Consider the following 720-nt stretch of genomic DNA (forward strand, 5'->3'; position numbering starts at 1 on the left):
GGCCCGCGGCTGGCCCCCGAGATCCTGCTGCGCGAGACCTCGCCGCTGATCTATGCTTGGGATGCTTCCGAGGAGCGTATCTACGCAGCCGTCCCGCGCACCACGCTCCCCTCGGCCTTCGACATCGCGCCCCCGGGCGCGCCGCAAGGCGAGGAAGAGCTCTACGTCACGCGGGACGGCTCAGCGGTGAAGGTGCTGTTGCGCATCGGCTGGGAAGCGGCTCCCTCGGGCTTTGTCGACACCTATCAGGTGGAGACCCGGCGTGACGCGGAAGCCTGGATGGACCGGGGCCGGACTTCGGGCACGGTGCTGGAACTGCGCGACATCCGTCCTGGGCAATGGGCGTTCCGGGTGAAGGCCATCTCGGTGCTCGGGGTCTCCTCGGCTTGGCGGGAGGGCGCGCGCGAGGTGGTGGGGCTGACGGCGCCGCCTGCGGCGCTCGCGGGGCTGACGATCCAGTCCGCGGGCGGGCTTGCCATCTTGAAATGGCAGCGTGCGACAGATGTGGATGTGCGCGTCGGCGGCAATATCGTGATCCGCCACAGCAAGGAGGCGGCGGCGAGCTGGGCCAATTCCACGCTGATGGACCGGGTCTCGGGGGGCGAGGCGATCGCGGTGGTGCCGCTCAAGCCCGGAACCTACCTGCTCCGGGCCGAGGATAGCGAGGGGCGGATTGGCCCGGTAAGCACGGTCACGACCAAGGGCGTGCAGATCCTGAGC

Annotated in this window: 1 pseudogene; it reads left to right on the forward strand. The window is 69.7% G+C overall.

Annotated features, from left to right (window positions below):
- Window positions 1–720 (forward strand): annotated as a pseudogene (locus P0X85_RS15200) (phage tail protein); the annotation flags it as partial.

It is taken from the genome of Pseudothioclava nitratireducens, assembly GCF_029210495.1.
In the GTDB taxonomy this organism is placed as follows: domain Bacteria; phylum Pseudomonadota; class Alphaproteobacteria; order Rhodobacterales; family Rhodobacteraceae; genus Pseudothioclava; species Pseudothioclava nitratireducens.